This window comes from Pseudomonas sp. MWU13-2105 (genome assembly GCF_023242315.1).
GTDB lineage: Bacteria > Pseudomonadota > Gammaproteobacteria > Pseudomonadales > Pseudomonadaceae > Aquipseudomonas.
In genome coordinates this window covers 1-4,054 of record NZ_JALLIY010000048.1, presented here as the reverse complement: position 1 = coordinate 4,054, position 4,054 = coordinate 1, and the positions used below count along the sequence as shown (strand labels likewise).

5 protein-coding genes are annotated in these 4,054 nt (G+C 55.7%); 1 reads left to right on the top strand and 4 read right to left on the bottom strand.

The window, feature by feature from the left end:
• Positions 1-122: 122 nt before the first annotated feature.
• The 3 genes from M5B96_RS32100 to M5B96_RS32090 form a co-directional block, all read right to left on the bottom strand.
• The gene (locus tag M5B96_RS32100) at positions 123-407 is read right to left on the bottom strand and encodes a hypothetical protein (protein ID WP_248801157.1); all 285 of its coding nucleotides are present in this window, start codon (positions 405-407) and stop codon (positions 123-125) included.
• Between the two features lie 393 nt (positions 408-800).
• Positions 801-1,766, bottom strand: coding sequence for a DUF3298 domain-containing protein (locus M5B96_RS32095; protein ID WP_248801156.1), 966 nt, complete (start codon positions 1,764-1,766; stop codon positions 801-803).
• Between the two features lie 146 nt (positions 1,767-1,912).
• A complete protein-coding gene (locus tag M5B96_RS32090) occupies positions 1,913-2,722 on the bottom strand; it encodes a hypothetical protein (protein ID WP_248801155.1) in 810 nt (269 codons plus the stop codon).
• Positions 2,723-2,864: 142 nt separating this feature from the next.
• Here M5B96_RS32090 and M5B96_RS32085 point away from each other — a divergent pair, with 142 nt between their 5' ends.
• Positions 2,865-3,128: a hypothetical protein gene (locus M5B96_RS32085; protein WP_248801154.1), complete on the top strand. Its 264-nt coding sequence runs from the start codon at positions 2,865-2,867 to the stop codon at positions 3,126-3,128.
• Positions 3,129-3,204: 76 nt separating this feature from the next.
• Here the strand turns inward: M5B96_RS32085 and M5B96_RS32080 are convergent, their stop codons facing one another.
• Positions 3,205-3,552 carry a DUF6124 family protein gene (locus tag M5B96_RS32080; RefSeq protein WP_248801153.1) on the bottom strand — a complete coding sequence of 116 codons (348 nt, stop codon included), beginning with the start codon at positions 3,550-3,552 and terminating at the stop codon, positions 3,205-3,207.
• Between the last annotated feature and the right edge of the window lie 502 nt (positions 3,553-4,054).

Genomic DNA, 4,054 nt, shown 5'->3' with positions numbered 1-4,054 from the left:
TTGCGAAAACGCGTTGCAGCAGATGTAGGGCATAGCGGCGCTCCAGATTCATGAAACTGAACGCGGAGAACACTTCGCCCGACGGGGAAGGACTCCCCACGTGGAAGGGGAAGCTGATGGGGTTAGCGCAGCGACTTAAAGCCGATAAGAAGCCCTACGATGATGACGGTGCCCATGACGATTGCCAGTTGGGCGATCCGTAGTTCAAGCCTGTAGAACAGGGCTCTCATTTCAGTACGGAGCAGCGCGATCTCCGCTTGCAGCTCGGTATGACGTCCCGAGGCATTGGCTTCGGGAGCAGAGGTTGAACTCATTTTTTTCTCCAGCGCATCGATGACGGCGACAGTGTTTTCTTCTGAGACGTTGGCCGCGACCAACGCTTTGTACAAAGCCGTTTCCAGCTTCATCGGACCTCCAGGTTCAAGGCAGGGCAAGGCCCGCATGGGGGGAGACAGTGAATAGCAGTGCTTCGACCGACAGAGGTCGATCGGTCGTGCTACGGGAAGCGTTGCGACTTGGAGAGTGGATCAATACGCAATGGCGCATCGTCGCCTCCCGGATCCACGCTACGTGGCATGTGGCTGACAAAGTCAGCCGTACACCCCCGACACAATGAATAACGCCGCCGGGAGCTGTCAAAAACCCAACTGCTACAAGTTTTTTCAGGTCGTTGGCGTCAGTACAGCATGGGGCCGGGGGACTTCAGCAGACCGCACACCTAGCTCCGAGTCTTGACCTGCGTAAAAACCGGCCACCCTGATGCCGTCGCTTGAGGTACGTGGCCGATGGCATCTACAAACTCAGGTCTGGGGTGGAATAGGCGCGTTTGGCGCAAGAAAGGGCTTTAGGTCGCGCCATGGGATGATGACCTCGGTCGTCCCAAACGCGTAGGCGAGTACAGCGTAGGGATCAATAGTGATCAACAGGCCGTCTTGCGTAAGTGTCCAGCCTCGGATGTTGATGGCTGCGCGCTCGACCCGGTCGCGTTTTACTGGGGTGCCTTTAGCTTTCTTTTCGATGACCTCGTAGCTTCGACTGGTCAAAAAGTCTTTCCACGCGGTGCCTATGTCGAATAGATCCGCAGCTTCAAGAGCATGGAGATGCGGCTGGATAAGGTAAGTGACGCCGGTATTTCCGCCATGGCCGTGCGGCGTGCCATGGCAGTATTCCCAGTCTGTCGCCCTGGCGCTGATCACGTTTGCAAACGCGGAGGTTACTTCAACGCCGAAGTATTGGTCGCCATGCCCAGAGTCACAACCCGAGCCAACCGCGTCCATCGCCTGTTTTGCCATTGTCGTATTCCACAATGCAATCGTCGGCGACAGTGGTGTATCGATTCGTGGTGCGCCGGCGTGAATTTCGTAAGGCTGGCCAGCTTTGTCGAGAGTGGTCGCGGAAAAATAGTCGCTGCGGCTGAACAGGTAGGGGCCGATCGTAACCGCCGCGGTAGAAAGGTCCTTGAGGCGATCCGTATAGTGCCTAGTCAGGCAGAGTCCGACTTCGGAGGCATCCTGAGGCGTGAAACAGAGATCGCGAATGAAGTGCAACCATTGTCGTTGTCCGTCTCGCAGGATGGTCTGTCCCTTCGATGACAGGCGTTGCATCGCGGCGTTATACGACGTTGCGATTGAGCTATCCAGGTTTGATAACGCCGGATCGGCGCACACAGCTTTTTCCAACGGTGAATGGGCTTTGTCGCAATCGAAACTCGCGGCAGACGCAATCGTTGGTATCAGACACGCCATAACCAGAGCACGCTTAATCATTTCAACACTCCTTGAACTCTGGGAAAACCGAGCGCTACGAATACAGATCAATAAACTGCTTGCTAGGCGTTCAGTCTCGGAGGGGCATGGCACATCCTTGCCAAAAAACGGAAATGGTATACGACTTACAACCGGCGAGGACTTTGTTATATATGACTCGTCGGGGTCCGCTCCGGGGCTGACCGTCCACAGCCCGCAGGTACACTTATAGGTTTGGGAAAGTCGCCGTCGGCCTTCATTAAGTGACCGATGTCCATGTAGTTCCAGAGCCAGCCTGTGTGCAGCTTCTGGCTAAAGCAGGTAAAAAACAGCTGTTTTTCACCCCATTTCGGTTGCCATGCTGTATCCATCAAGGTTCGGGCCGACGCACTGTTGCCTGAATAGATGTACGTCAGCATGTCACGCCATAGCAGGGCGGGTGGCCACAGATCGTTGGTACCGACCTCTTCCAGCAGGAGCGCCTGCGTATCTTCCTCCAGCTCGACATCCGATGGCGCCGGTTTGCGCATGCCAGCGACGTTCAGCACATAGCGTCCTTGTATGGCATCCCAACTGAGCGAGACCGGCGGTGCAGGGCTGCCTGCGAATGAGTGGTACCAAAACGCGAAACTGAAATCGAAGAAACCCAATACCGGTCCGCCATGAGCAACCTCCTGCATATCGAACTGATCCGAGTTGTAAGCCTCGATATCTTGTTTATGCAGTGATGGAGCAAAACTGATGATGTGCAACGTATGGCAACAATTAGCGCCACCAGTGCGGCCCACCACGATCATGTTCGGTGCATGGGTGGGGTCGGGGTCTGTGTAGAGCACGTCGAAGTCGAAGTTTCTGAGCGTGATCGGCTGGGAACCTTCTCGCGTCAAGGTCACGATTTTTTCGTCATCATCCGACTGAGACTTAGACTTCAGCACGGACACTTGGACGCTCGTATCGCCGACAATTGAAGTGATCAACTTCTGGGGTCCGGCTTCCACAGCCCAAACCTGGCTCACAGCAAGGTACAACAGCCACGGGGCACACCAGCGCATAAGCATCACATTTCCCTGAATGTCTAACACAGCAAGTCCATTTGAAATTGACCAAGCGGTGAAGCACGTGGCTCTGGCCGAATTGATCAAGACACTAGGCTATTACCTTGACATCATCCTCGGTTCAAGTGAAGTTTCTCAGACCGCTTGCTTGAACATTCAGCAATCCATTCAGCAAGTTGACAGTCTGTCAGCGCACAGGCATCACAGGTGCGCAACGGCAGCCATTTATGCGGCGGCAGTGATCATTATCTTGATTCAGGCTGTGGTGGTTCAACTGCGTCGCACACAGCATGGGGTCGGTCCGAGCAGGGCGCAGGCAATCGCCTGAGGCGGGCTGACATGGCCGTTGAACTTCAGACTCGAACGAGCGGAAAGCCAGGCTTTCCGCTCTCCGCAGAACGTAGTCAGCCGCCGGTGCTGACTGCTTGCTCATCCAGCACCGAGTCCATCTTCAGCTGTGCCAGCTCAATCAAATGCACCACACCCATCGCCACCTTGCGGTTCGAACCGGTCTGGTTGTCGGCGTGCTCATAGGCCGTGGCCGCGGCGGATTGCAGAATTGAGTAGACGTTGGCCAGGGCGTCTTCCTGGTGCCTGGGTTCATGCAGATGATCGTGCAGCGTGGTGACAGGGGCAGGTTTTGATCCTGCGCCCGGGCCGAGGTTGTAGTGAGACAAAGCCCGGTCGGCGATACGAGGGTCGATGGATTCAACGTTGGAGAAAACAGGCGGATTCGGGGTGGGTTTGAACATGTGGCGTAACTCCCTAGTTTGAATGGAGCCGCCGCAGATCGCGACTAAACGATGGGTGGCGGCCATACGCAGGTTAGTCGACCGGAAACTAGGGAACCGGCGCACCCGAGGGTGCCCTGCGCACGGCCACCATATTGTGCAGGCGATAAAAAACGCCTGTCTCAAAGGGGACGCAGTGCGCCGTAGTTTCGCGGGCGACTAAACCCGATCACTGATGAGCAGTGACGAGTCGAAGCCTAGCCGCGAGATCAGGCGCAAACAAGCGGTCAGGATTTTCTAGGAAATTTCACTCAATGGAAAGAGAGTTCTCTTGCCGGTCTCTGAAGTTGACTGCTTCTGTGAGAGGCTGCGAGCGCCACTGTCCCTGTGTTCGATCCCACTGGTTGAACGGGACCGTTGATGGCAGGCTGCTTTCGAGCCATGGTGGGCGTTGGCAGTCATGAGGAGGATGCAGAAAATTCAAATGCCGCCGTTACAAAGGCGCGTTCCAATTGAAGCCACA

Bases quoted from the DNA above. Each gene is read 5' to 3' on its own strand.
- M5B96_RS32100 (WP_248801157.1), bottom strand. From the start codon at position 407: ATGAAGCTGGAAACGGCTTTGTACAAAGCGTTGGTCGCGGCCAACGTC.
- M5B96_RS32095 (WP_248801156.1), bottom strand. From the start codon at position 1,766: ATGATTAAGCGTGCTCTGGTTATGGCGTGTCTGATACCAACGATTGCG.
- M5B96_RS32080 (WP_248801153.1), bottom strand. From the start codon at position 3,552: ATGTTCAAACCCACCCCGAATCCGCCTGTTTTCTCCAACGTTGAATCC.